Genomic DNA, 26,492 nt, shown 5'->3' with positions numbered 1-26,492 from the left:
GCCCCAAAACGATCAGAAGCTAACCGAAATAGACAGAAGGCGGAAATTTATTTCAACCGGGCTAACTTGCGGCGCATCACCTCCTGCACGGGTACGTTGTCTATCTTGCTTTCCAGCCAGGAGATAATGTCCAGGTACAGGAAAGGCCGGCGTTCAAAGGGGTTCTGCGAGATCGTGATCAACGTGTCTTTCAACTCTATGAAGGCATCCTTCACCTGGTGCGGGGCAATGCCGCCCACTTTGCGCAGGAACCGGAAAATCTCCACCTGCATCTGCTGCTGGTTGTCCATCTTGCCCAGGAAATGGTACACCGTCCTGATCTGGTAATCCAGGGTGTCATCGTCGTAACCAGCCTCGTAGTGGGCAATGAGGTTGAGAATGCGGGCGAAACACTGTAAATCTTCGCGCAGGCTGGTGTTGCGGTGATGGATGACTTTGTTCAGGTACTCAATGGCTTTCTTGAAATCGCCGCTGCCAAAGTAGAGGCTGGCAATTTTGTAATAGAACACCAGCATGCGGTGCGGGTCTAGCTGAGCCTGAAACCCCTCCAGATTCTTGAGTACTCCCGGAATAATCTGCAGCCCCTCCGTGAATTTGCCTTCCAGAAAGTACGCATTGATCTTGTTCGTGTAAATGTACAGGAACAGCAGGGTGTCAATGTTGGGGTTGGAACGGCGCTTGGGGGCATTGGCGAATTCTTCCAGCTGTTGCAGCACCTCAGAAAATTTAGAGTGGTAGAGCAGGTTGTACAGTGCGTTGAGCAGGTTGTGCATGCCTTTGATATACAGCACCGGCCGCCGTTCCTTCATGTGCGGGTACTCCTCAAACAAGTCCACCCATTTCTGGGCGTAGCGGTAGCAGGCTTTCAGGTCCTGGGTCATGAGATGGTACCACACGTGCGCCTGGTAGTAGTACAGCTTCTCATAGAAACCGGCTCGCTTCAGATCCAAAATAGGTAAGTTAGCCTCAAAGAAAGCCGTGATGGATTCATGGTCTTCCTGGTTTCGGGCCAGGCCCACTTTCAAATAATGCCCATATAAGCGCAATGCAACGTTGGAAAGCTGGTGCATCTGGGCCAGGTGGGTAGAAACGGTGGTGGCTTCCTGGGTAAGGCTTTCGGCGCGGCCGCTCAAACTGCGGGTAATGTACTGGCTCTCTATCAGTTTCTCCAGGTCAATGGCCGTGAGGGCAATGTGCGGTAATTCAAACTCCAGGGCCGCTACTTTCACTTTGTCCAGCATTTTCAGGCTCTGCTGGTAGAATCCTTTGTTATAGAGCACGCGGGCGTAGTCTAGCTGTTCGTGCAACTGAATGTCCAGATTCTGGGGAGCATGGTAGGCGCGCAGACTGGAGAGCAGATGCTTGTACAGGTTGCTCTTGAGGTTGGCCAGCTGCGCTTTCTTTATGCTGGGCACCTGCTTCAGAATCAGGGTCTCGTTAAGGGTTTCCTGCTGGTCCAGGGCATCAAACAACTGCAAGAACTTCAAGTCTTCACTGGAGCCGCTTTTGTTGGTGAACAGCCGGAAGTGCCGTTTCTCAGAGGGAGTCAGGGATTTTATCAATTGAAAAATAGGATCAATATTTTGGTTGGGCATTGTAAATGAAAAGTAATTAAAATATTGATTTTCAGATTGATGTGAATTAAAAGTGGCTTCTTGGAAATAGTAGAGGTACTGAAAAAAGTTTTTTGCTTCCGTAGAAGTACCCACTTCTTTGTAACGAACAAGAAGCCCAAAATAACGATGTCAGTTCAGAAGATACAAATATTTGATACAACGTTGCGCGATGGCGAGCAGGTGCCTGGCTGCAAGTTAAACATGGAGGAGAAGTTGGTAATCGCGCGGCAACTGGAACTTCTGGGCGTGAACGTGATTGAGGCTGGCTTCCCCGTTTCCAGCCCCGGCGACTTTGAAGCCGTGCGCGCCATTGCGGCCCAAACCAAAGAAGCTACCGTGTGCGGCCTCACCCGCGCCGTGGAAAATGACATCAGAGTGGCGGCTGAGGCCTTGAAAACCGCCCGTTACCCTAGAATCCATACCGGTATTGGCACCTCAGAATCGCACGTGAAATTCAAGCTGCGCACCACCCAGGCCGATGTGATTGAGCGGGCCGTAGCGGCGGTCAAATTAGCGAAAAGCTTTGTGGAGGACGTAGAATTCTACGCTGAAGACGCTGGCCGCACCGACAATGAGTTCCTGGCCATGGTCTGCGAAGCCGTCATCAAAGCCGGTGCCACCGTGTTGAATATTCCAGACACCACCGGGTATTGCCTGCCAGAGGAATACGGTGCCAAAATCAAATACCTCTATGAGAACGTGCGCGGGGTGCAGAATGTGACCCTATCTACCCACTGCCATAATGACCTAGGTTTAGCCACCGCTAACTCTATTGCCGGTGCCATTAACGGTGCCCGCCAGATTGAGTGTACCATCAACGGGGTAGGGGAGCGCGCGGGCAACACGGCCCTGGAGGAAGTGGTTATGATTCTACGCCAACACCCTTATCTAAACCTGGATACCAGCGTAAATTCCCGCTTGCTCACCGAGACCTCACACCTGGTGTCTCATATGATGCGCATGCACGTGCAGCCCAACAAAGCCATTGTGGGCGCCAATGCGTTTGCGCACTCTAGCGGCATCCACCAGGACGGTGTGATCAAAAACCGTGAAACCTATGAGATCATTGATCCTAAAGAAGTAGGCGCCGAAGATTCCTCCATTGTACTCACCGCCCGCTCCGGCCGAGCTGCGCTGGCGTACCGCATGCAGAAATTAGGCTATTCTTTAGAGAAAGAAGCCTTAGACAAAGCATATACCGCCTTCCTGGAAGTAGCCGACAGAAAGAAAGAAGTAGTAGACGAAGATCTCCATTTAATGGTGGAGCAGGACAATTTGGTATCGGCTAGTTAGGCAATGCCTAACATTTATTGTCATCCTGAAAGGAACTTGTGGGCGAACAGCAAAGACAGAATTTGGGAACAAGTAAGCCGCCCACAGAAATGAGAAGAACATCCAACAATGGCAAAGACATTATTAGATAAAATATGGGACGCTCACGTAGTGAAGTCCATTCCGGGTGGGTTAGATGTATTTTACATTGACCGTCACCTCATACATGAAGTAACCAGCCCGCAGGCGTTTGATGAGATTGAGGCGCGGGGCTTGCCGCTGTTCCGCAAAGAGCAGATTGTAGCCACCGCCGATCATAACGTGCCTACCAAAAACCAGCACCTGCCCATTGAGGAGCCGTTGTCCCGGTTTCAGGTAGACAAACTCACTGAGAACTGCGCCAAGCACAACATTGAACTGTACGGCCTGGGGCACGAGAAACAAGGCATTGTGCACGTAATGGGTCCGGAACTGGGCATCACCCAACCGGGCATGACCATTGTGTGCGGCGATAGCCACACCTCTACCCACGGAGCTTTCGGCGCCATTGCGTTTGGGATTGGTACGAGCCAGGTAGCGCAGGTGATGGCCTCGCAGTGCTTGCTGTTGAGCAAACCCAAGAGCATGCGCATCACCGTTGATGGTAATGTGAAACCTGGCGTAACGGCCAAAGACATCATCCTCTATGTGATTTCCAAGCTGGGTACAGGTGGAGCAACAGGTTTCTTTGTAGAGTATGCGGGCAGTGCGTTCCGCAACCTGAGCATGGAAGGCCGCATGACCGTTTGTAACATGTCTATTGAGATGGGCGCCCGCGGCGGAATGATTGCCCCCGACCAAACCACCTTTGACTACCTGAACGGCCGCGAGTTTGCGCCGAAGGGAGAGCGCTGGGAGCAGGCGGTGGCCTATTGGGCAACCCTGTTCACTGAAGAAGGAGCCACTTTTGACAAAGAACTGACGTTTGACGCGGCCGACATTGCGCCTATGATTACGTTCGGGACTAACCCGGGCATGGGCATGGCCATTGACGCGGTAATTCCAACTGATGTACCGGTGAGTGAGCAGGCCAGCTACAGCAAATCTTTGCAGTACATGGGTTTCCAGCCAGGCGAGTCGTTGTTGGGGAAAGAGATTCAGTACGTGTTCATAGGGTCTTGCACCAACTCCCGCATTGAAGACTTGCGCCAGGTAGCAAAATATGTGCAGGGCAAGAGAAAAGCGCCGCACGTGGAGGCCATTATTGTACCCGGTTCCAAGCACGTGGAGAAACAAGCCATTGAAGAGGGCATTGACAAAGTGCTCGCCGAGGCTGGATTTGAGCTACGGGAGCCGGGCTGCAGCGCCTGCCTCGCCATGAACGAAGACAAGATTCCGGCCGGGGCTTACTGCGTCTCTACCTCTAACCGCAATTTTGAGGGTCGCCAGGGGCCAGGTTCCCGCACTTTACTGGCCAGCCCGTTGGTAGCGGCCATCACCGCCGTGGAAGGAAAGATTGTGGACATTACCCAATACCTGAACTAAGAAAAATTTACACGCATTGCGTCCCCCTTTGAAGGGGGTAGGGGGATGACAAAGGCAGTTGAAGAACCATCAGCTTCAGCTACAAAGTGATTAAAAATGATTCTCGGGAATGCGAAGCTCAGCACATGAAATCATCCCCCTACCCCCTTCAAAGGGGGACGATCATATAAAGAATTGTAAAGTGCACTTGTGGCACATAAAGCAGTTAAATGGAAAAGTTTGAAGTGCTTCAATCCACAGCGGTTCCGCTCCCGATTGAGAATATAGATACCGACCAGATTATCCCGGCCCGATTTTTAAAGGCCACCTCCCGCGAAGGTTTCGGGGAGAATTTATTCAGAGACTGGCGCTTTGACAACGCTGGTCAGCCGAAGGCAGATTTTGTTATGAACACAGGCCGCTACAGCGGAAGAATCCTGGTGGCAGGCAAAAACTTCGGGTGCGGCAGTAGCCGCGAGCACGCTGCCTGGGCTATTTATGATGCCGGTTTCAAGGTGGTCATCTCCAGCTTCTTCGCCGATATCTTTAAAGGCAATGCGTTGAACAATGGCCTGTTGCCACTGCAGGTGAGCGACGAGGTGCTGGCAAGATTGCTGACCCAGATTGAAGAAGACCCGCAGACCACGCTGGTGGTGAATCTGGTCAACCAGGAACTGGAAGTGCCGGTGTGGGAAGAGAAAATCCCCTTCGCCATTGACGCCTACAAGAAAGAGTGCCTCATCAATGGCTACGATGACATTGATTTTTTAGTGAACCAGAAAGAAGCGATAGAACAATACGAAAGCAACAGACCATGGGCGTATTAACCAAAAGAATAGCCGTTTTACCCGGCGACGGAATCGGGCCGGAAGTTTGTGCCGAGGCCCTGAAAGTGCTGGAGGCGGTGTCTGAGCGTTTCGGGCACCAGTTTGAGCTGGATGTGCAGTTGATGGGCGCCTGCGCCATTGACGCCACCGGCGACCCGCTTCCGGAGTCAACCCTACAGGCTTGCTTTGAAGCCGATGCCATTTTGTTAGGCGCCATTGGTGACCCGAAATACGACAACAACCCCGCCGCTAAGGTACGTCCCGAGCAAGGGCTGTTGCGCCTTCGGAAATCATTAGGTCTGTTCGCCAACATCCGTCCGGTAACCGCTTATGATGTGCTGATTGAGCATTCGCCGCTGAAGGCAGACCGCATTCAAGGGGCTGATATGTTGATTTACCGGGAGCTGACCGGCGGTATCTACTTCGGAGAGAAAGGCCGCACCGCAGATGGTGCCTATGACCACTGCACATATTCCCGCGAGGAAATTGTGCGCATTGCACACCTGGCGTTCCAATCGGCGACCACGCGCCGCAACAAACTGACGCTGGTAGACAAAGCCAACGTGCTAGAGACTTCCCGTCTGTGGCGCGAAGTGGTGCAGCAGATTGCCCCTGAGTATCCGAGCGTTGCCGTTGATTACCTGTTCGTGGACAACGCCGCCATGCAGATGATTCTGAACCCCAAGCAATTTGACGTGATTCTCACCGAGAACATGTTCGGGGATATTATTTCAGACGAGGCTTCGGTGATTGCCGGTTCTTTGGGCTTGTTGCCTTCGGCCTCCGTAGGGGAGACTGCCGCGTTATTTGAGCCTATCCACGGATCATTCCCGCAGGGCAAAGGCTTGGGCATTGCCAACCCCATCGCCACCATTCTTTCCGTAGCCATGATGCTGGAGCATTTCGGGTTGCAGGAAGAGGCCAATCTGGTGAAAGATGGCGTGGACTATGCTCTGAGACGCAATGTGCTTACACCCGAACTGAACAAAGAACACCCTTACACCACCGAGCAGGTAGGTTGCTTCATTGCGGACTATGTGCAGGAGGGCGGCGAGTGTTTCCGGCACCTGAAGAACCTGGAACTGGGCCTGAGCACCATTATCTGATGAACGCGTTTAGGGGCTCTTTTTCCAAAAACAGCCCCTAAACGGAAACTCGTGATGGTTATCTCTGGCGCGAGACTTTTGTCTTGTGACACTGGATGAAGCGAGTCTTCAGACTCGCGGGGAACCACAAGTAAAACACTGGAGTCTGGAGACTCCACGCATCCATCGGCACGAGTCCTGAGACTCGCGCCAGCCAAAGAATAGAGTGCGTTTTTGCCCTGTTTTAGGAAAAACGGGCGCTAAACACAAAGAGAGAACCAAGATGCGACATAGGTCGGTCATTTGCTTTATCGTCATTACTCCTCTGCCGCAAGGTGGTTAGGACAGGCCTCTTACAATCTTTTGGAGCCTTTCTAACCACCCGGTAGAAAGGCTCTTTTATTTGATAATTACCAGATTAACAACATAGTACACCATGGCTCTGAATAAATACAGCGGCATCTACACCAAAGACGACAGCCTTCCGGCCTCCCAGGCCATGCTGATTGGCTCAGGGGTGAAAGAAGAAGACCTGCGCAAACCGTTTGTGGGCATCTGCTCTACCGGCTTTGAGGGGAACACCTGCAACATGCACCTGAACGGCCTCGCCGATGCCGTGAAAATGGGTGTGCAGGCCAACGGTATGGTGGGCCTGCGGTTCAACACCATTGGCGTGAGCGACGGCATTACCAACGGCAACGCCGGTATGCGCTACTCTCTGGTGAGTAGAGAACTGATTGCTGATTCCATTGAAGCCATGGCCGGTGCGCATTACTATGATGCGGTGGCCACGGTGGTAGGCTGTGATAAAAACATGCCGGGTGCCTTGATTGCCATGGCGCGCTTGAACCGCCCCTCGGTGATGATTTACGGCGGCACCATCAAAGGCGGTGAGTACAAAGGCCAAAAGCTGAACATTGTGTCTTGTTTTGAGGCCTACGGCAAAAAACTGAATGGCACTATCTCAGACGAAGACTACCGCGGCATCATCCGGAACGCGTGTCCGGGTCCGGGCGCCTGCGGCGGAATGTACACGGCCAACACCATGGCGGCGGCTATTGAGACCCTGGGCATGAGCTTGCCGTTCTCATCTTCGGCCACAGCCGTGAGCCCAGAGAAAAACCAGGAAGCGCTGGACACCGGAGCCTACATTCTGAATTTGTTAGAGAAAGACATCAAGCCCAGAGACATCTTAACCCGTGAGGCGTTTGAGAATGCGCTGGTCATGATTACGGTTTTGGGCGGTTCTACCAACGCCGTGCTGCACCTCATCGCCATTGCCCATGCGGCGGGCGTGCATCTCACTATGGAAGATTTCCAGGACGTGAGCAACCGCGTGCCGGTGTTGGCAGATTTGAAACCCAGTGGCAAGTACCTCATGGAAGACCTTTCCGCGCTGGGCGGTGTACCGGCTGTGCAGAAAACATTGCTGGAAGCTGGTTTGCTGAACGGTGATTTATTGACCGTGACTGGCAAAACCTTGGCGGAAAACCTGGAAAATATAAAACCGCTGGGCGCGGAGCAGGATTTGCTGAGACCACTTTCCAACCCCATCAAATCAGACGGCCATATCCAGATTCTGTACGGCAACCTGGCCTCTAAAGGAGCGGTGGCTAAGATTTCGGGCAAAGAAGGACTGCGGTTTGAAGGCCCTGCCATTGTGTTCAACTCAGAAGAAGAACTGAATGACGGTATTGCCGCTGGGAAAATTCAACCGGGTCAGGTCGTCGTCATCCGGTACGTGGGGCCCAAAGGCGGTCCGGGCATGCCCGAAATGTTGAAACCCACCTCGGCCATCATGGGTGCTGGGTTAGGCGACAAAGTAGCTTTGATTACCGACGGCCGTTTCTCGGGTGGTACCCACGGCTTTGTGATTGGCCACGTGAGCCCAGAGGCCTACGACGGCGGCACCATTGCTCTGGTAGAAGACGGCGACTGGATTGTGCTGGACGCCACCACCAACACCATAGATGTGCAGCTTGACGAAGCCGAATTAACTGCCCGCAGAAGCGTGTGGCAACGCCCGAAAGCCAACGTGCAGGGCGGTGTGCTATTGAAATACATTAGAACAGTGAGTGATGCCAGCCACGGTTGTATCACCGATTTACAAGACGAAGCCTATGTTAACGCAAGAGAAACAAGCCCCAGCCTTGCCTGAGACAGATACCATGATTAGCGGTAGCCAGGCGCTACTGCACGGCTTCGTGGTGGAAGGCGTAGACACCATCTTCGGGTATCCGGGTGGAGCCATCATGCCCATCTATGATGCGCTCTATGACTTTGAAGGTGACTTGAAACACATACTGGTGCGCCACGAGCAAGGCGGCATTCACGCTGCCCAGGGCTATGCCCGAAGCTCCGGCAAAGTAGGCGTGGTGTTCGCTACCAGCGGCCCCGGTGCTACCAATTTAGTCACCGGCCTCGCCGATGCCTTGATTGACAGCACGCCTTTGGTCTGTATCACGGGTCAGGTATTCGCGCACTTGCTAGGGACAGATGCGTTTCAGGAAGCAGATGTAATTGGCATTACCACGCCGGTCACCAAGTGGAACTATCAGGTAACCGATGCCACTGAGATTCCGGAGGTATTGGCCAAAGCGTTTCACATTGCCCGCAGTGGTCGCCCCGGTCCGGTGTTGATTGATATTACCAAAAACGCCCAGCTGCAGAAGTTCGCTTTTCGGGGCTACACGCCGTGTGACCACATCCGCAGCTATCGGCCCAAGCCCATTGTGCGCAAAGAATACATCCGCCAGGCGGCGGAATTAATTAATAAAGCCAAGAAGCCGTTCGTGCTATGGGGCCAGGGCGTGATGCTCGGCTCTGCCGAGCAGGAGTTCAGGACTTTTCTGGAGAAAACCGGAATCCCGGCGGCCTGGACCATCATGGGCGCAGGTGCGTTGCCTACCGACCACCCGCAGAACGTGGGTATGCTGGGCATGCACGGCAACTACGGCCCCAACGTGATGACCAATGAGTGCGATGTCTTGATTGCCATAGGCATGCGCTTTGATGACCGCGTAACCGGCCGCCTGGACAAATATGCCAAGCAGGCCCAAGTCATTCACCTGGACATTGACCCCGCCGAGATTGACAAGAACGTGAAAACCACCGTGCCGGTGTGGGGCGACTGCAAAGAAACCTTACCGTTGCTCACCCAAATGGTGGAAACCAAACAGCATACCGAGTGGCTGGCCAAGTTCAAAGAGTACGAGCAGAAGGAAATTGACGCTGTCATCAGAGAAGAGTTGTTCCCCACCAGCGATGAGATGACCATGGGCGAAGTAATTCAGCAACTGAACGAGCTCACTAAGGGCGAGGTCATCATTGTCACCGACGTAGGCCAGCACCAGATGGTGGCCTGCCGCTACGCCAAATTGAACCAGACCCGCAGCAACATTACCAGCGGCGGCTTGGGCACCATGGGCTTCGCGTTACCGGCGGCCATCGGGGCCAAGTTTGGGGCACCTAACAGAACCGTGGTGGCCGTAATTGGCGACGGCGGTGTGCAGATGACCATTCAGGAACTGGGCACCATCATGCAGAGCGGCATAGACGTGAAAATCCTGATTCTGAATAACCAGTTCCTGGGCATGGTGCGCCAGTGGCAGGAGCTGTTCCATGAGCGCCGCTACTCGTTCGTGGACATTACCAGCCCAGATTACGTGACGGTAGCCAAGGGTTACGGCATACCGGGTCGCAGCATCAACCAGCGCGAAGACTTGGTAGAGGCGTTGCAGCAAATGCTCTCCAACCCCGGCTCTTTCTTGCTGGAGGTGATGGTGACCAAAGAGAACAACGTGTTCCCTATGGTGCCGCAGGGCTGCAGCGTGAGTGAAATCAGATTGAAATAACCTTGCTAAACCAAGAAGAAGATGAGTGAGCAAGCGCCAATAGAACGGCAGGAATACAACATCACGGTGTACACAGAGAACCAGATTGGGTTGCTCAACCGCATCGCCATGATATTCTCGCGCCGCAAGATGAACATTGAGAGCCTCAATACCTCGCCCAGCGAGATAGAGGGAATTCACCGCTTCAACATCGTGGTGCACGAAACTGAGGAGGTGGTGAGCAAAATTGCCCGCCAGATTGAGAAGCAGGTAGAGGTGCTCAAGGTGTACTTCAACACCAACGAAGATGTGATTTGGCAAGAAATGGCCCTCTACAAAGTGCCCACTGATATTGTGGCCGAGAAAGCGAAAGTGGAGCGGCTGCTGCGCGAAAATGGAGCCCGTGTGGTGGTGATTAGAAAAGATTATACTGTCTTTGAAACCACCGGCCACCGCGAGGAAACCGACAACCTGATTAAAATTCTGCAGCCATTCGGGTTGATTGAGTTTGTGCGCAGCGCCCGCATCGCCATCATCAAAGACAGCGACGGCTTCAACCGCAAACTGCGTGAGTTTGAGCGCGCCGAGCCGGGGCATGAGGTCATGGAGAACGAATTCCTGAACAGCCGCGAGAAGGTGTTCAGCATGTAATTCCGCGGCGAGGAGAGTCCGATTGCTTTTAGAGCCTGTTTTTCTGAAAAAAGGCCAAAAACAGAAAGTCTGGAATTTCCTGGCGCGAGACTCTAGTCTCGTGACAAAAGATGAAGCGAGTCTCCAGACTCGCCGGGAACCACCAGTAGAAGTAATGGGAGTCTGGAGACTCCACGCATCCATCGGCACGAGTCTGGAGACTCGCGCCAGAGATAAAAAAGCCGTTTAGGGGCTGTTTTTCCAAAAACAGCTCCTAAACGCAAAGAGCGCAGAAGGGCTCTTTTAGAAGTGTAAATCATCTTAAAACCTTTATTAGCTACAGTAAAATGGCAAAGATTAATTTCGGCGGTGTAGAAGAAACCGTTGTAACCCGCGATGAATATCCGTTGGCAAAAGCCCAAGAGACGCTTAAAGACGAAGTGATTGCGGTGATTGGCTACGGCGTGCAAGGTCCGGGTCAGGCGTTGAACATGCGCGACAATGGCTTCAAGGTGATTGTGGGCCAGCGCAAGGATTCAGCCTCTTGGGAGAAAGCCAAGCAAGACGGTTTTGTAGAAGGCGAGACCTTGTTCTCTATTGAAGAAGCCGTGGAGCGCGGTACCATCATCTGCAACCTGTTGTCAGACGCTGGTCAGATTGCCGTTTGGCCCACCATCAAAGAAAGATTGAAGCCAGGCAACACCCTGTATTTCTCACACGGCTTCGGCATCACGTTCAAAGAGCAAACCAACATTGTTCCGCCCGCTGATGTAGATGTGATTCTGGTAGCCCCTAAAGGAAGCGGCACCAGCCTGCGCCGTCTGTTCTTAGCCGGTAGCGGGTTGAACTCTTCGTTCGCGGTGTTCCAGGATGCCACAGGTAAAGCCTACGAGAAAGCTATTGCTATGGGCATTGGCGTAGGTTCTGGTTACCTATTTGAGACTGATTTCAAAAAAGAAGTCTACTCTGATTTAACTGGTGAGCGCGGTGTGTTGATGGGTGCTTTGGCGGGTATCATTGAAGCCCAGTACCAAGTATTGCGTCAGCGCGGTCACTCACCGTCTGAGGCGTTCAACGAAACCGTGGAAGAACTAACCCAGAGCCTGGTGCCATTAGTAGGCGAGAACGGTATGGACTGGATGTTCAGCAACTGCTCTGTAACCGCTCAGCGTGGTGCTTTAGATTGGAAAGGCAAATTCCGTGAGGCTACCTTGCCTGTATTGAATGAACTGTATGACAGCGTGGCGTCTGGCCAGGAAGCGGCCCGTACCATTCAGCGCGGTTCAACCCCAGGCTACCGTGCCGAGCTGGAAGCCGAGTTGGCGGAGGTGCGTGAGTCAGAGTTATGGCAGACCGGTGCTACCGTAAGAAAACTCCGCTCCGGCAGATAGTCTTACCTCCTTTTTCTCAGGAGAAGAATAAAATCTTTAGTGCGTTTTGGACATGTTTTCTTGAAAATGGGCCCAAAACAGAAACGCCTGTGAAGTCTCTAAGGCTTCACAGGCGTTTAAACCAAACGGTAACCGTCATCTACTGGCGCGAGTCTCAAGACTCGTGACAAAAGATGATGCGAGTCTCCAGACTCGCCGGGAGCCACGAGTAGGATTTTGACGAATGGAGTCTGGAAACTACCTCCCCCGGTCTGTCCCCTAACAGACCGAAATGGCACTGATTCGAAGTGCGTTGGTCTGTCAGGAGTTAGACCAAGCGTAATATGGGAGTCGGGAGACTCCACGCATCCTTCGGCAGCCAGGGAAAAAGGTACTTGTTTTAGGGCTTATTTTCTGAAAACAGGACAAAAGCAGAAAGAGGAATTCACCATGCAGAAACAGACAGCTTCATTAGAAACCGTGGTAGCGCTGGGAAATGTAGAGAAAGCGGCCAAGAACCTGAAAGGGGTGATCTACAAAACGCCCCTCATGAAGAACCTATGGCTGTCGCAGCTCTATGACGCCGAGATTTACCTGAAGCGGGAAGATTTGCAGGTGGTGCGTTCCTACAAAATAAGAGGGGCGTATAACAAGATTTCGTCGCTTTCTGCCGAGGAAAGGGCGGGGGAGATTGTCTGCTCAAGCGCTGGGAACCACGCGCAGGGGGTGGCCTATGCCTGCCAATTGCTGGGCATCAAAGGCTACATCTTCATGCCTGCCCAAACGCCCGCCCAGAAGGTGAACAAAGTGCGCCTCTTCGGGAAAGATATGGTAGAGGTGGTGCTCACCGGTGCCACCTATGATGACACGTTCAAAGCCGCAAAGGAATTCTGCGACGGGCGCGGGAGCACTTTCATTCCGCCGTTTGATGACCTGGCCATTGTAGAAGGCCAGGCCACCGTGGGGCTGGAGATTTTCAAAGACGCTGATTTTGCCATTGATTACCTGTTCATGCCTATTGGCGGGGGCGGGTTGGCCTCTGGCGTCTCTAGTGTGTTCAAGCAGGTGAGCCCCAATACCAAACTGATTGGGGTACAGCCGCTGGGCGCGCCGTCTATGTACCGGTCCATTAAAGAAGATCAGCGTCAGGCGTTGGAGACCATTGACTCGTTTGTAGATGGGGCGGCCGTGAAATGCCCCGGTGAGATCACATTTGAGATCTGCCGGGAACTGCTAGATGACGTGGTGCTGGTGCCCGAAGGCCAAATCTGCGAAGACATTCTCAAGATGTACAATGAGGAAGGCGTGGTGCTGGAACCGGCCGGCACCTTGAGCATTTCGGCTTTAAAAGATTTCGCCGGGGAAATCAAAGGTAAAAACGTGGTGTGCGTGATCAGCGGCAGCAACAATGACATCACCCGCATGGAAGATATCAAGGAACGCGCGCTGCAGCACCAGGGCCTCAAGCACTACTTCATGGTCACGTTCAACCAGAAGCCCGGGGCGCTGAGAACCTTCGTGAACCGCGTATTGCACCCCGAGGACGACATCATCCATTTCCAGTACATCAAGAAGAACAACAAAGAGAAAGGCCCGGTGTTCATTGGGGTGGAGGTGAAGCACCCGCAGGATGTGGAAGCCATCAAACTCAGAATGCTGGAGGAAGGCTTCGCCTATGAGTACCTCAACGGCAAGCAGGACTTCCTCAATCTATTTGTGTAAGATTTTATTAGTTCGTTTTAGTAAGTGTTGTGTAGTTTGAGTGCCCCGCTGCTGTCAAAGGCGGTGGGGCATTCGCTTTACGCTCTCTGCTCAGGCTTGGGGCGTGGCTACAAAATTTTAGGTACTTGCTGCTTTTACGCTTCCTCTTTGCATATTGCCTTCAGGTTGTCAATTTCAATGCGTTAATTCTGTGTAAGTTGAACTGCTAATCCTACCCTAAACCCATGAAAAAAATGCTCCTCGGCCTGGCCGCTTGCGTAAGCTTGAGTTACGCTTTCTGCTCCGTTACCATGGCCCAAACAAAGCTTACCCTTTCCAATTTCACCTATACTACCGGCAAGCCGACTATAGGAAAAGTACTGGCGGTAGGCCAGGGTACTGCCGTTCCTAAGGTGAAACTGGTGGGGGAAAGCAAGAAGCTCTTTGAGTTAGGCACAGACAATACCCTGCGGCTGAAGCAAACCGCTGGGGCGGCCTCGCAAAATCAATGGCTGGAGGTGACGCTGGCGGCCAACGGAAAACAGGAAACCTTCCGGATTGTGAAAGACGAGTTCATCACCAACGGCGTGATTGCCCACCGCGGAGCGTTCAAGAATACGGGCGTGAGCGAAAACTCCATTCCGGCCCTGCAACATGCCATCAGGCTGGGCTGCGCCGGCAGTGAGTTTGACGTACACATGTCCGCTGACTCAGTGCTGTTTGTGTACCATGACCATGACGTAAAAGGAACGCACATTGAAAAGACAACATCAGGGGAACTGGCCAAACTCAAACTTCCCAACGGCGAGCCGTTGCCTACGCTGGAGGCTTACCTGCTGGCTGGCCTGAACCAGAACAAAACCAAGCTCATTCTGGAGATAAAGCCTTCTTCTGTGAGCAAAGAGCGGGGGCAGGCGCTGGCCAGAAAAGTGGTGGAGTTGGTGCAAAAGCACAAGGCGCAGGGCTGGGTAGACTACATCAGCTTTGACTATGACATTCTTAAAAAGGTGCTGGAACTGGAGCCATCGGCTAAGGTGGCGTACCTCAACGGCGGCAAAGCGCCCGCTGAGCTGGCCAAGGACAAGATGACGGGCTTTGACTATAACCTGTCTGTGGTGCAAAAGAACCCGCAGTGGATAAACGAAGCCCACCAACTAGGCCTCACCGTAAACGTCTGGACCGTAAACACCCCCGAAATGATGGATTGGCTGCTGGAGCGCAAAGCGGATTTCATTACCACCAACGAACCAGAGATTTTACTGGGCAAGGTAAAGAAATAAGATTCTTGTGCACAGCGCGGTACACTCCAAACTAATACATTTCTGATGTTTCCGTTTAGGGGCTGTTTTTTCAAAAACAGTCCCTAAACGTTTCCAGCACAAGTGGGCATAACTTTCTATTCTATACAGATTTTTATTCGCTGAATTTGCTCTTTTCTCCATGTCTCTCCCTTTTCTCACCTTCCAGAACGTATCCGTCAGGTACGTGAACCAGACCGTTTTCTCCCAGCTGGATTTCCAGATTCTGCCCGGGCAGCAGTGGGCCTTGGTGGGGGAGAGCGGCGCGGGCAAAACCTCTCTGCTGCAGGCTCTGGCCGGTAGGTTGAGCGTGGTAGGAGGGCACGTGGCGTACGGCTTCTATGAGCGGTTTCTGGAAACCCATCCTAAGCAGCAAGATGCTTTTTCTTCTTTCCGGGATCTGGTGGCGGAGGTGGGGCAGAAGCATACGTTTAAGAACCATTCCACCAATACCGCAGACTTTTACTACCAACAGCGGTACCATGCCTCAGACGCCCAGGATGCGCCCACCGTTCAGGAATATCTGTCTGGGTTGCCGGCCCCGTCCCGACCAAATCCTGTCTGGACGCTGGAAAAAGTGGTGCAGGCTGTCCGGCTGGAGGAGCTAAGGAATAAACCACTCATTACTCTCTCTAACGGCGAAACCAAACATCTGCTGCTGGCAGCCGCCATGCTGCGCAACCCTCAATTGTTGCTCCTGGACATGCCGCTCACTGGTCTGGATGCGGAGTCCCGTGTCCATTTCAATCAATTGCTCTCTGAGATCATCGCCTCGGGCGTAACGGTGGTCATGGCTACTTCTGCGCAGGAAATTCCCCGGGCTATTACCCATGTAGCGGTACTGCATCAAGGCAAAATTATTTCGGCACAGCCGAAGGAAAACTTTCACCACCAAGTATTTAGCCATGGCCAAAAACCGGCTCTGGATGCTGCTGCCCTAACGGGTTTGCTTTCAGACAAACCGCTGGCTGCGTATGAAACCATTCTGGAACTGAAGAATGTAAACGTGCGCTACGGCCACAAAACGGTGTTGCAGAACGTGGACTGGCGGGTGCAGCAAGGGGAACGGTGGGCATTGCTGGGACCTAACGGAGCCGGGAAAAGCACGCTGCTCAGTTTGCTCAACGGCGACCACCCGCAGGCCTTTGCCCAGGACATTACGCTCTTTGACCGTAAGCGCGGCACCGGTGAAACCATCTGGGACATCAGAAAGAAAATTGGGTTTGTCTCGCCGGAGCTGTTTCAGTTTTTCCCGTACCAAAACACCTGCCTGGAGGTGGTGGAGTCTGGGTTGTATGACACGCTGGGGCTGATGCGGAAAAGCCAACCTGAGAATGCGGCCCAAGCCCTGCGCTGGCTGGAACTTATGGGTGTGGCAGACGCAAAAGACAAACCGCTCAGAACGGTCTCAGCTAGTGTGCAGCGGCTATGCCTTCTGGCGCGGGCCCTCATTAAGCATCCGCCGCTACTTATTCTGGACGAGCCTTGCCAGGGGATGGATGCGCAACAGCAGAGAGGGTTCAAAGAACTGCTGGAACAGATCTGTGCCCATAGTACTACCACGCTGCTCTACGTGACGCACTACGCCCAGGAGATTCCAGCTTGTGTAACTAAGGTGCTGCGGCTGGAGCAGGGAAAGGTGTTGGCTCCGGCGTAGTTAATTGCGCGCAATGCCGTATCTTTCCATTTTATGCCCATCCCTTCCACAAGAAGTTCTGGGTAGGTTCATCCATGAGGAAACATTTAAGCCAAAATAAGTTTGCCCTTCTGCTCACGGGCGTGAGCTGGCTTTTGCTGGTGCTGGTGGTGTGGCTGCTGCCGGTGTCGTTCAGCGGTTACCTGCAGGCCGACCGTGATACGCTTTTCTGGTACGTATTATCCCAGTCTGGCGGTGTTTACGGCACGCCGGTGCTGGGCATTTTGCTCTGTCTGCTGGCGGCCAGCCAACAGACAGGCCTTAAGTTGCGGGCACAATCTTTCACGGTGGCGTTTCTGTTTTTGCTGTTCACGCTGGGCAGTATGGCCATGCTGAACGAGTACGTGATAAAGCCGCTGGCGGAGGTGCCACGCCCCAGCCATCAGTTTCTGCTGGGCGGCAAAGGGCAGGAGGCTTCCTTGCTGGACACTTTTTACCTGCAAGACGCTGAGACGCGCCGGGTGTATCTGGCGGAGTATCTGAAAAAGAACCCTGAGAAGTATACCCAGATCTCGCCGGTGGTGCTGGAGCATTGGGTGAGCGAGGCGGGCTATTCTTTCCCATCGGGCCACTCCCAGAACGCTTTCCTGCTGGGCTCTATGCTCACCATGTGGCTGGGGCTCCAGCTGCCGCGCCGGCACCGCCCTTGGTTGGTGCTGCCCATGCTGTGGGCGGTGCTGGTCTGTATGTCCAGGGTGGCTTTGGGCGTGCATTCTGAGCTGGATGTTTCCCTGGGGTCGGCAACGGGCATGGTGCTGGCTTATTTGTTTTCTTTGTCTGGGGTGTTGAAGCGGGTCTTCAAAGTGGCTACCCACCCAGAGCAATATTCTTAAGCAGATGAAAATATTATACGGAGTACCCGGCGAGGGCATGGGCCACGCCACCAGAAGCAAAGTGATCATCACGTACCTGTTGGGGCAGGGGCATGAGGTGCAGGTAGTGTCCAGCGCGCGGGCGTACCAGTTTCTGGCCAGGGCCTTCCCGGGGCGGGTACATGAGATCAAGGGTTTTCACATCGCGTACCGCAACGCAGCCGTCTCCACGGTGAATACAGCCATGCTGACCCTCAGAACCGCCCCGGCCACGCTCAAGATGAACTTTAACCGGTACCGCGAGCTCATGGAGAAATTCCGCCCGGAGGTGGTGATCTCAGATTTTGAGTCCTTCAGTTTCTTTTTCGCCAAGCACCATAAATTGCCCGTCATCAGCATAGACAACATGCAGGTGATTAACCGCTGTGTATTGGACGTGCCGCTGCTGCCCGAGTGGAAGAGCAGTTTCCAGGTGGCCAGAAACGTGGTGAAAGCCAAAGTGCCCCGCTCAGCGCATTATCTGGTGGCCTCTTTCTTTGACGTGCCGGTGTGCAAAGACAATACCACGGTGGTGCCCCCCATCATTAGGGAAGAGATTCTGCGGGCGCAGCCCCGGCCGGGGAACCATGTGCTGGTGTACCAATCCAGCACGAACCAGAAAAACCTCTTGCAGACCTTGCAGCAACTGCCCGGTGAAACCTTCTACGTCTACGGGTTCAACAAAGAAGAACAGCACGGCAATGTACACCTGAAGGCGTTCAGTGAGGCGGGCTTCATCCAGGATCTGGCTTCGGCGAAGGCTGTGGTGGCCAACGGTGGTTTTTCATTGCTGAGCGAGGCGGTGTATCTGCGAAAACCCATCTGTTCGGTGCCCATTCCCAAGCAGTTTGAGCAGTACCTCAACGCCGCCTATGTGCAGAAACTGGGGTATGGCCGTTATTTCCCGGAGTTCACGCCAGACGGACTCAAAGCGTTTCTGTACGAGGTGCCGCAGTTTCAGGAGCAGTTGCAGCACTACCGGCAGGAGGGGAACGAAATTCTGTTTGGGGAGTTGGAGAAGCTGCTTTCCCAGATAAAGTAGCACCATCCTGAAAACGTCCTTTGCGTTTAGGGGCTCTTTTTCCAAAAAGAGCCCCTAAACGCAAAGGACGTTTTGTGAGAGGGTTGTTGCAACTGGTTGATACTGATTTGGTTTTACGAGGAAAGTGTTATCTTTAGTGAGCTGGGGCTTGCGGAGGGAAAGGAGTAAGAACACACACGTAATCTGTATTGGCCATGAAAGCTTTCTCCCTGTTTACCTTGTTCCTTTTCTATAGTCTCTCCACCCTTGGGCAGGCGGCCACGGATACTGCGTTTACCCGGAAATATTACTTCATGCTGGGCACCACCATTCCTACTTCCAGTGAGTCACACGCAATTTTGAATGGCTCTTTTGTGAAGGAAACCCGGCAGAACTATCTTTTGGCCGTGAGAATGTATTCACAGGAGTACGAAGAAACCCAAGATGGGCAGCTGAGAAACACCGCTTTGTTCGGCAATAACCTCCCCAAACATTCTGTAGACGAGCTTAATCTCACCATAGGGAAATTCAGGAACGAACGAAAAAGAGTTCACCTTTCCCTTTCCACCGGGCCCTCTCTGGTGCGGTACAAAATGCCGCACAACATTAAAAAAGTGACCAGCGGCGGATGGGGAGGCATTCTCAACAGCACCCATTATGAGTACGATGTCAGGACGTATTGGCTACCCGGTTGGAGCATACGCGGTGATTTTGCCGTGATGGCCACTCACGCGTTCGGGCTGAGCGTAGGGGGCGTGTTCAACTACAACCGCAAAGTGCCCAACGGCGGACTGAACCTGAATCTGCTCATTGGGGAACTCTATCCTAAAAGAAAGAAGCGAACAGACTAAGCGGCTGCCTTATTCCACCTCCTCCAGGTGCACGTAGTAGCGCGTGATCTTGTTCCACTGCAAATCCTGAAAACCAGCCCAGCCACCTTCTGAGATAAGCGTGTTGAGCAAGGTTCGGTTTTGTGTCTCTTCGCCAGAGTTATTGATGGCTTCGTCGCGGCCAATCTCAAAGCCCATGAGCTTGGTGCCGTCGCGGAGGATGCGGAAGGTACTGGTGGCTTCAGAGGAGAAGAAATGCTTCACGCCGTCGCTCTCGTCAGGGTTTCGCTGCGGCTCGGGTTTGGGGCTGGGGCGCACAATGAACTGGGCGGCGTTCTCTTCCTCGGTCACCTCTACCACCGTTACCCAGTTCTCAATGGTGGTGGCGGGCAGAATGATCTGCATAAAATCGCCTACCTGTACTTTGGTGGCTTCAGATGGATGGCCGGAGGAGTCAAAGAGCTGAAAGGTGGAATTGATGCCCGGCAGTTTAGACCAGCGGTTCACGTCAAACAGTTTCTGCTTGCTGCGGGCAAACTCCCGCCGGGCGGTGGCCTCGTCTGGGTAGGTGTTCTCGTTGTAGAAGAACTTGTCTTTGGCGTCGTTGCCCTTGAGTACTTCCCACTCTTTCTTGAGCTTGTCAAATAAATCAGAGATGCCCATAATATCTTCGGTCCAGTAGAGAATGTGTTTCACCTTGGTACGGAGCAGGCAAAAGGGAGTTATACGGTAAATAGACAGCCGTTGCGTTTAGGGGCTCTTTTTCCAAAAACAGCCGCTAAACAGGATTATTTCACCACCGGCGACACCTGCGCAATGCCATCCAGCACGGGCCTGATCTGGTTGGCCTGCTGCATCATCTGGTACAGTTCCTGGGTTTGGCCGCTCTGGAGACACTCCTGGAAGCGTTGCAGGTGCTTGATGTACTCGGCCAGGGCGTGGCTCAGGAAATGGGCGTTCTGCTCAAAGATGGGCGCCCACATGTCTGGGGAGCTTTTGGCCAGACGCACCGTAGACGCAAAGCCTGAACCCGCCAGCGTGAAGATGTTGCGTTCGTCTTTCTCCACGTCCAGCACGGTCAAACCCAGCAGAAACGAGCTCACGTGCGAGAGGTGCGATACGTAGGCCACGTGCTTGTCGTGCTCCTCGGGCTGCATGTAAATCGTCTTGAGACCTAGCGTGGAAAACACTTCCTGGGCCGTGTGCAGCGCGTGTTCAGAGGACAGCTCTTTCTCACAGATGATGTTCATCTTGCCCTGGTACAAACCTTCCAGCGCGGCGGTGGGGCCTGAGTACTCAGTACCCGCAATGGGGTGGGCGGCCACAAACTGGGCCCGGTTAGGGTGCTGGCGTACGGCTTCGCAGAGAAGGCTTTTGGTAGAGCCCAGGTCAATGACCACCGCCTGCGGGGGCAGCATGTCCAACAGCGAAGGCAGCAGTTTCTGGATAGCGGACACCGGAATGGCCACCAGAAGGACATCAGACACGGCGGCAGCTTCTTGCAGGGGCAGAATGCGGTCCACCAAGCCCAGTTCCACCGCGCGGGCGGCGTGCTCCGGGTTTTGGTCTACCCCAATCAGTTCCCGTACATTTCCTGCTTTTCTGAGGTCTAAGGCCGCCGAACCGCCAATAAGCCCGGTTCCTACAATGGAGATGGTTTTCATGAGTGACAAACGTACGCAACGTAGAAAGACGAAGGTACAACAAGTTTTCTGTTCGGCTTCATCTCTGGGCTGGGGAGCACAGGCGAAGAGTCAAAAAAAACACGCCTGCGTTTAGGGGCTGTTTTTCCAAAAACGGCCCCTAAACGCAGGCACAGTCCAATGCCGGATCACAGGGTTTAGGCATCTGCCATAAAAGGGGCGTATTCTGGGTGGCGCTTCACGTAGGCCTCCACCACGGGGCAGGAAGCCACAAACTTGAGTTGGTGCTCTTTCACGTAGTCCAGGGCAGTTTTCACCAGTTGGTCGGCCAGGCCTTGGTTGCGGTGGCTTTGGGGTACGTAGGTGTAATCCAGGTCCAGTTCCTCCTGCTCGGTGCGGGAGTAGGTGAGTTCTGCGTCTTCTTCGCCCAATGCTATGTAGAACCTCAGGTCTTCTTCGTCGTGCTGTACTTCCTGTTTGCTCATATGCTCGTTTTTTGAGAAGCTATACGGAAAACCAGCTACGGGGAAGTTTCCCTTGGCGGAAAATAAAGTAACAGAACCAGAAAGAGAGCGGTAAAAGAAACGGGAGAAGCCCATCTGCTTAAGTTTCTACACCACCCATACGCAAACACGAAAGATGAATTACATTGACTTACTCCTGCTGATCATTGTGCTTTCCAGCCTCTGGACGGGCTGGTACCGGGGTTTTGTGTACGGAGTGCTGGACCTGGTGCGGTGGGTGGGCAGCCTGCTGCTGGGGCTCAAGTTTTACCCATACGTGGCTTCGTGGCTGGAGCAGGTGCTGGACTGGAACGAGCTGTGGCTCTTGCCCCTTTCTTTTTTCATAGTGGCGGTGTTGTCCAGTATCCTGATTCAGGCGCTGGGCGATGTGATTGTTTCCCGGCTGCCTGCCCATGTGCATCGGCATAAGGGCAACCAGGTGCTGGGCTTGTTACCGGGGCTGCTAAGCGGACTTGTCACGGCGGCTATTGTGGTGGTGCTGTTCATGGCGCTGCCCCTGCCGCAGAGCATTCAAGAGGAAGTGCAGGAAAGCAAACTGGCTTCTAGATTATCCTCGGTGACGGAAAAGGCCGAAATGGCGCTGGCCCCTGTCTTTGACGAAGCCTTGAACCGCACCATGCGCAAACTCACCGTGGCGCCGGGCTCTGAGGAAATGATTGAGTTGCCCTACAAAGTCACCCGCATGACGCCACGCCCCGACCTGGAAGCCCAGATGCTCCACCTCATCAACCAGGAGCGCGCCAAGGAGAACCTACAACCCCTGGCCGCCGACACCTCTTTGCGCCGCGTGGCCCGAAGCCATTCTGAAGACATGTTCCGCCGGGGTTATTTTTCGCACTACACCCCTGAGGGTTGGAGTCCCTTTGACCGCATCCGGAAAGCGCACGTTCCTTTCCGGCTGGCCGGTGAAAACCTGGCCTTGGCGCCCACGCTCACCATTGCGCATGAGGGGCTCATGAACTCGCCCGGCCACCGCGCCAACATTCTTCGCGATAGGTTTGGCCGCGTGGGCATTGGCGTGCTCCAGGGCAGCGACCGCAGACTCATGATTACCCAGAACTTTAGGAACTGAAACACACTCTTTTCTACCATTCCTTTAAACTTAACCGCAACTTAGTTGCATTTAGAGGTCCTGTTGTTTATTATTGCTGCCGAATGGCCAGGACGGGAAGGCTTTATCCAAATCGCTCCCGTTTCCCCCTGATCTGCCCCAGTTGTGTAGAGGCTGTTTTTCTGTTTTAGATGCTCCGGTTACAACCCTATATCGCCAGCTTTTTGTTACTGCTCTTCTGCCAGGTAATGGTACCGGAGGCGGCGATTCTGGCGTTGCATGACCACGAGCACACGGCGGCCCATGATGAGCCTGCCCCCGGTGATGCCAAACATACCGTGGGCAAAGTGCACAAACATTGCAAAGAGAAAGACTACGGGCAGCCTCACCTCTTGGAACTGCCTACGGTACCCACTCCGGTTTACACCGTTGCCATTAGTTCCCTTACCACAGACTTCTGCTTTGCCTGGAAGTTCACCTATCCCAATAACATTGACCTTCGGGGACCACCCCAACTCCTTTCTTAACTTTTGGTAAGCCACTGTCTATTGTAGTAGCGCAGCTTTTCTGTCATACTCTTTCTGCTTAGAGAGAGCAGGTGGCAGGAGTGTATTCTATTCATTTTGAGAATCTGGGAAGATGACTCAGGGATATTCATGCCCTTCTATCATCCAATTCTCTAAGCAGCCTGTGCTTGCCCTTCTCTGTGTGTCCTTGCCTCCGCTAATGCAGGCATTCCGGCACAATTTCTAAACATCAGATGTCTTTGTCCTTCCTCTAGCGGTGCGGCTGGTTGGTGATGATATGCCCAGGGAATCCTTGCTATTCCTGGTAGGGCTTTTCACCCATGTCCAAGTCTGCGCAAGGCTTAAGCATGGGTTGGGTACATGCTCTCATCTCCAAAGTCAGGAAACCGGAACGGCTACATCTGGATTGGTGGCAGGAGTAACACTTGCCATGTCTGTGGTCTGTCCTTCATTTTTTCTCTGTATGAAGCTTACGCTTTTCTTACTGCTCTTCAGCTTTGCCATGAATGCTCTGGGCCAAAATGTTTCATTGTCTGGAAAAATAACAGACGAGAGGAACAATCCTTTACCGGGGGTAACGGTTAGGCTGAGCCCTTCAATGTTGGCCACGCAAAGCGACGCATCGGGTTATTTCACTTTTCCGCACGTGCCAGCCGGTCACTATTCCCTTACCTTCTCCTATACCGGTTATCGGCAGCAAGTGGTACCCGTTCACTTGGTGGGCGGAGGCACCGAGGTAAACATCAACCTTTACCCTGCTCCGCAGGAACTTGGGGAAGTTGTGGTGGCCGGTGACCGTACAGAGTTCAGGAAACGGGAGGAATCAATGAATGTGGAGGTAGTGAACGAGGTCTACATCAGACGTAACCTGGGAGGAAGCCTGATGAAATCGCTGGAGCGCCAACCGGGGATCAAGACGATAGGTATAGGTTCTGGCCAATCCAAACCGCTCATCAGGGGGCTGGGGTTCAATCGGGTGGTGGTAGTGGAGAATGGTGTGAAACACGAGGGACAGCAGTGGGGGGTAGACCACGGGCTGGAGATAGACCAGTTTGCCGCCAGCCAGGTGGAGTTGATCAAAGGAGCCGCCTCGTTCGTTTATGGATCAGACGCCATTGCCGGTGCCATTGACATCAAACCCCATCCTGTTCCCCCAAAGCATACGCTGGGCGGTGCGGTAGATATCATAGGCAAAACGAATAATAACCTGTACGGCACCTCTCTCAACCTGTATGGCCGGAAAGAGCGCTGGTTCTTTGATAGCCGGGTAACCCGTTTAGATTACGCAGATTACCGGGTCCCCACCAGTAGGGTGTACGTCTATGATTATGCCGTGGACCTGAAGGACAACCGCCTGCGCAACACCGCAGGCCACGAGACAAACCTGCACCTGAGCACCGGCGTGGTGGAAGAGAAATACCGGTCTGTGTTCTACCTGAGCAACACCTACAGCAAGAGCGGGTTCTTTGCCAACGCCCACGGCCTGGAGCCCCGCCGCGTAAACACCGAGGAACAGGATGCCTCTCACCGTGATATCCTGATGCCTTACCAGAAAGTTAATCACTTCAAGCTCATTAACCGGAGTTCTTTTAGTTTACCTGGCCACGAGGTGGAGGCGGAACTTGGTTACCAGAAGAATTTCAGGCAGGAGTTTAGCCCGTATGTCAACCATGGGTACATGCCGCCCCTGTACCCAACCCGGATGCGCACCCCTCAAACCTTGGAAAGAGAGTTTGAGAAGCAGGTGTATTCTCTCAATATAAAGGATAACATGGCCTGGGGCAGGCACACCCTGGCCGCAGGTGTGAATACAGAATACCAAGACAATAGCATTGGTGGCTGGAGCTTTCTGGTGCCGGCGTTCAGGCAATTTAGTGCCGGTGCTTTTCTGTATGACAAGTTCACGCTGAACGAGCATTGGCTGCTGCACGGAGCTTTGCGGTACGATTACGGGAAGATCAAGATCACCAAGTACACAGACTGGTTTAACTCTGACGTGCAGACCCAGGAGGGCACAGTTTCTCAGGCCTTGGTAAGGGCAGACAGCCTGCAGCGGCAATTCCAAAGTTTTATCTGGTCAGCGGGTTTCAACTATAACCGGGAGAAACTACAACTCAAAGCCAATTTGGGGAAGAGCTTCCGGATGCCCATTGCGAAGGAATTAGCGGCTAACGGCGTGAACTACCATTACTTCAGCTATGAAAAAGGAGACCCAGGTTTATCGCCGGAGCAGTCTTACCAACTGGATGTAAGCGTGACCTGGACGCAACCGAAATGGTCTGTTCAGCTAAGTTCCTTCTATAATTACTTCCCCAACTACATCTACCTAAACCCAACTTCACGCCATGACTATTATTATGGGGCCGGTAATCAGGTATTCCAGTATGCCCAAAGCAGCGTAATGCGCTACGGCGCAGAGTTTGAGGCAAAGTACAGGTTCCTGAAACATTGGAGCACCGAGTTCCTAGCCGAATACTTGTACAGCGAACAATTGTCTGGTGAGAAAAAGGGCTATACGTTGCCCTTTTCACCCCCGCCGACAGCGATCATCAATATCAGCTATGAGCCCCAGTTCAGCCGGGGACCCAAGAATACCTATTTTTCGCTTGACTACCGGCTAACGGGTAGCCAATACCGGATTGTACCGCCGGAGAAAAAGACGCCCGCCAGCCAGGTGCTCAACTTCTCTGCCGGCACCACCTTGCGCGTCAGCAGACAGGAGCTTTCCATAAGCGTACAAGCCCAGAATCTGCTGAACACCCGCTACCTCAACCATACCAGCTTTTACCGCCTGATTGAACTGCCCGAGGCTGGACGCAATATTATTCTTTCTCTAAAAGTGCCCTTCACGCTTCTACGCCATGACTAAAAGCAAACCTCATAGCGGAAGATCTGCGAGAATGGTCACGGCTCTCTGGCTGGTGGCCGTGCTCAGCGGGCCGGTGCATGGCATCTTAGTCAACCACCATTCCCGCCCGTCTGACAAAACCAAAACGGTGGTTGCGGTATATGACCACTGCTTGCTCTGCCATTTCCAGGCGGAAGGAGCGGTACCAGTGTTGCCGTGGTCAATCACACAGTGGAAGGTGCCTGAGCCGCAGTGGCTGGTGTATAGGATCACTTCTCCTACTCCCAAAACGGAGTCAGGTATCTTTCTGAGAGGGCCGCCAAAGAAGTTTAGTTGAAGCGACCCCTAGTTTAAATCCCATAGATT

At 53.3% G+C, this 26,492-nt stretch carries 22 protein-coding genes; 17 read left to right on the top strand and 5 right to left on the bottom strand.

What is annotated here, in order from left to right; translation table 11 throughout:
- Positions 1 to 47: 47 nt before the first annotated feature.
- Positions 48 to 1,595 (bottom strand): hypothetical protein, encoded by a 1,548-nt coding sequence (locus EFA69_RS19945; protein WP_123134793.1) that lies wholly within the window; start codon positions 1,593 to 1,595, stop codon positions 48 to 50.
- 147 nt (positions 1,596 to 1,742) lie between these two features.
- Here EFA69_RS19945 and EFA69_RS19940 point away from each other — a divergent pair, with 147 nt between their 5' ends.
- From EFA69_RS19940 to EFA69_RS19875, 14 genes are all read left to right on the top strand, one after another.
- On the top strand, positions 1,743 to 2,909 hold the full coding sequence (locus tag EFA69_RS19940; RefSeq protein ID WP_123134792.1) for a 2-isopropylmalate synthase: 1,167 nt from the start codon (positions 1,743 to 1,745) through the stop codon (positions 2,907 to 2,909).
- Between the two features lie 108 nt (positions 2,910 to 3,017).
- Positions 3,018 to 4,412 carry a 3-isopropylmalate dehydratase large subunit gene (gene leuC / locus EFA69_RS19935; protein ID WP_123134791.1) on the top strand — a complete coding sequence of 465 codons (1,395 nt, stop codon included), beginning with the start codon at positions 3,018 to 3,020 and terminating at the stop codon, positions 4,410 to 4,412.
- Between the two features lie 209 nt (positions 4,413 to 4,621).
- Positions 4,622 to 5,218, top strand: coding sequence for a 3-isopropylmalate dehydratase small subunit (gene leuD, locus EFA69_RS19930; RefSeq protein ID WP_123134790.1), 597 nt, complete (start codon positions 4,622 to 4,624; stop codon positions 5,216 to 5,218).
- A complete protein-coding gene (gene leuB, locus EFA69_RS19925) occupies positions 5,206 to 6,324 on the top strand; it encodes a 3-isopropylmalate dehydrogenase (protein ID WP_123134789.1) in 1,119 nt (372 codons plus the stop codon). Before leuD ends, leuB begins: the two co-directional genes overlap by 13 nt.
- Positions 6,325 to 6,739: 415 nt before the next feature.
- Positions 6,740 to 8,461, top strand: coding sequence for a dihydroxy-acid dehydratase (ilvD, locus tag EFA69_RS19920; RefSeq protein WP_123134788.1), 1,722 nt, complete (start codon positions 6,740 to 6,742; stop codon positions 8,459 to 8,461).
- Entirely contained in the window at positions 8,424 to 10,157 is a 1,734-nt protein-coding gene (gene ilvB / locus EFA69_RS19915; RefSeq protein ID WP_123134787.1) for a biosynthetic-type acetolactate synthase large subunit, read from the top strand. Before ilvD ends, ilvB begins: the two co-directional genes overlap by 38 nt.
- Positions 10,158 to 10,178: 21 nt before the next feature.
- Complete coding sequence (gene ilvN, locus EFA69_RS19910) at positions 10,179 to 10,787, top strand: acetolactate synthase small subunit (protein WP_123134786.1); 609 nt, start codon at positions 10,179 to 10,181, stop codon at positions 10,785 to 10,787.
- Between the two features lie 326 nt (positions 10,788 to 11,113).
- Positions 11,114 to 12,157 carry a ketol-acid reductoisomerase gene (gene ilvC / locus EFA69_RS19905; protein WP_066837499.1) on the top strand — a complete coding sequence of 348 codons (1,044 nt, stop codon included), beginning with the start codon at positions 11,114 to 11,116 and terminating at the stop codon, positions 12,155 to 12,157.
- A 429-nt stretch (positions 12,158 to 12,586) separates the two neighbouring features.
- On the top strand, positions 12,587 to 13,858 hold the full coding sequence (gene ilvA / locus EFA69_RS19900; protein ID WP_123134785.1) for a threonine ammonia-lyase IlvA: 1,272 nt from the start codon (positions 12,587 to 12,589) through the stop codon (positions 13,856 to 13,858).
- Positions 13,859 to 14,082: 224 nt separating this feature from the next.
- Positions 14,083 to 15,117 (top strand): glycerophosphodiester phosphodiesterase, encoded by a 1,035-nt coding sequence (locus tag EFA69_RS19895; RefSeq protein WP_245964644.1) that lies wholly within the window; start codon positions 14,083 to 14,085, stop codon positions 15,115 to 15,117.
- A gap of 160 nt (positions 15,118 to 15,277) precedes the next feature.
- The gene (locus EFA69_RS19890) at positions 15,278 to 16,792 is read left to right on the top strand and encodes an ATP-binding cassette domain-containing protein (protein ID WP_123134784.1); all 1,515 of its coding nucleotides are present in this window, start codon (positions 15,278 to 15,280) and stop codon (positions 16,790 to 16,792) included.
- Between the two features lie 74 nt (positions 16,793 to 16,866).
- Entirely contained in the window at positions 16,867 to 17,664 is a 798-nt protein-coding gene (locus EFA69_RS19885) for a phosphatase PAP2 family protein (protein ID WP_123134783.1), read from the top strand.
- Positions 17,665 to 17,668: 4 nt separating this feature from the next.
- Positions 17,669 to 18,724, top strand: a complete 1,056-nt coding sequence (locus tag EFA69_RS19880; RefSeq protein WP_123134782.1) for an MJ1255/VC2487 family glycosyltransferase — start codon at positions 17,669 to 17,671, stop codon at positions 18,722 to 18,724.
- A 194-nt stretch (positions 18,725 to 18,918) separates the two neighbouring features.
- Complete coding sequence (locus tag EFA69_RS19875) at positions 18,919 to 19,554, top strand: hypothetical protein (protein ID WP_123134781.1); 636 nt, start codon at positions 18,919 to 18,921, stop codon at positions 19,552 to 19,554.
- 9 nt (positions 19,555 to 19,563) lie between these two features.
- Here EFA69_RS19875 and EFA69_RS19870 read toward each other — a convergent pair whose 3' ends face one another.
- The 3 genes from EFA69_RS19870 to EFA69_RS19860 form a co-directional block, all read right to left on the bottom strand.
- On the bottom strand, positions 19,564 to 20,229 hold the full coding sequence (locus tag EFA69_RS19870; protein WP_245964643.1) for a hypothetical protein: 666 nt from the start codon (positions 20,227 to 20,229) through the stop codon (positions 19,564 to 19,566).
- 92 nt (positions 20,230 to 20,321) lie between these two features.
- Entirely contained in the window at positions 20,322 to 21,197 is an 876-nt protein-coding gene (locus EFA69_RS19865) for a prephenate dehydrogenase (protein ID WP_123134940.1), read from the bottom strand.
- A gap of 176 nt (positions 21,198 to 21,373) precedes the next feature.
- Complete coding sequence (locus tag EFA69_RS19860) at positions 21,374 to 21,661, bottom strand: GNAT family N-acetyltransferase (RefSeq protein WP_123134939.1); 288 nt, start codon at positions 21,659 to 21,661, stop codon at positions 21,374 to 21,376.
- A 154-nt stretch (positions 21,662 to 21,815) separates the two neighbouring features.
- Here EFA69_RS19860 and EFA69_RS19855 point away from each other — a divergent pair, with 154 nt between their 5' ends.
- From EFA69_RS19855 to EFA69_RS19845, 3 genes are all read left to right on the top strand, one after another.
- The gene (locus tag EFA69_RS19855) at positions 21,816 to 22,772 is read left to right on the top strand and encodes a CvpA family protein (RefSeq protein ID WP_123134779.1); all 957 of its coding nucleotides are present in this window, start codon (positions 21,816 to 21,818) and stop codon (positions 22,770 to 22,772) included.
- Between the two features lie 203 nt (positions 22,773 to 22,975).
- Entirely contained in the window at positions 22,976 to 23,278 is a 303-nt protein-coding gene (locus EFA69_RS19850) for a hypothetical protein (protein WP_148041428.1), read from the top strand.
- 463 nt (positions 23,279 to 23,741) lie between these two features.
- On the top strand, positions 23,742 to 26,147 hold the full coding sequence (locus tag EFA69_RS19845) for a TonB-dependent receptor (protein WP_123134938.1): 2,406 nt from the start codon (positions 23,742 to 23,744) through the stop codon (positions 26,145 to 26,147).
- Positions 26,148 to 26,156: 9 nt separating this feature from the next.
- On the opposite strand, the gene EFA69_RS20170 is transcribed toward EFA69_RS19845, so the two are convergent.
- Positions 26,157 to 26,414 carry a hypothetical protein gene (locus tag EFA69_RS20170; protein ID WP_148041427.1) on the bottom strand — a complete coding sequence of 86 codons (258 nt, stop codon included), beginning with the start codon at positions 26,412 to 26,414 and terminating at the stop codon, positions 26,157 to 26,159.
- Positions 26,415 to 26,492 lie beyond the last annotated feature (78 nt).

Origin of the sequence: Rufibacter immobilis, from assembly GCF_003721565.1 — a bacterium.
Classification (GTDB): Bacteria; Bacteroidota; Bacteroidia; order Cytophagales; family Hymenobacteraceae; genus Nibribacter; species Nibribacter immobilis.
This window is presented reverse-complemented; position numbering and strand designations above follow the sequence as displayed.